A 542-nucleotide genomic window follows, 5' to 3' on the forward strand; every position below is an offset into this window, starting at 1 on the left:
CCTTCTTCCCTCCCCCTTTTTTCTTTTTCTTCCCCTCTCCCCTCTCTCCCTCCTTCCCCCTTTTTTCCTTTTTTTCTCTTCCTCTCCTTTTCTCTTCCCTCCTTCCTTCTCTCTTCCCCTTTCTTTCTTTTCTCCCCTCCTCTCTCTCCCTCCTTCTCTCCTCTTTTTCTCTCTCTCTTCCCTCCTTCTCCTCCTCTCTTCTCTTTTTTCCCTTCTTTTCTCTTCTTTCTCCTTTTCTCTCCCCTCTCCTTTTTTCCTTTCCTTTCTCTTCCTCCTTCTCCCCTTCTCTCCCCCTCCCTCTCCCTTTCTCCCTTCTTCTCTCTCCCTCCTCCTTCTCCCTCCCTTCCTTCCCCCTTCCTTCACCCCTCCTCCCTCCCCCTTTCTTTTTTTCTTTCTTCCCCTTTCTTTTCCCTGGCTCCTTTCCTTCCCTTTTCCCTCTTCCTCTTTTCCCCCTTCCTCCCTTTTTTTTTTCTCCTTCTCCTCCTTTTTCTTCTCCTTTTTTTTTCCTTTCCTCTCCTCCTTCCTTCTCCCTCTCCCTGCGC

Annotated in this window: 1 protein-coding gene; it reads right to left on the reverse strand. The window is 49.3% G+C overall.

Annotated features, from left to right (window positions below; genetic code table 11):
• A partial coding sequence (locus IB255_RS31350; RefSeq protein ID WP_192211285.1) for a hypothetical protein occupies positions 1-542 on the reverse strand: 542 nt, incomplete at both ends.

Origin of the sequence: Pseudomonas sp. PDM22, from assembly GCF_014851965.1 — a bacterium.
Lineage (GTDB): Bacteria > Pseudomonadota > Gammaproteobacteria > Pseudomonadales > Pseudomonadaceae > Pseudomonas.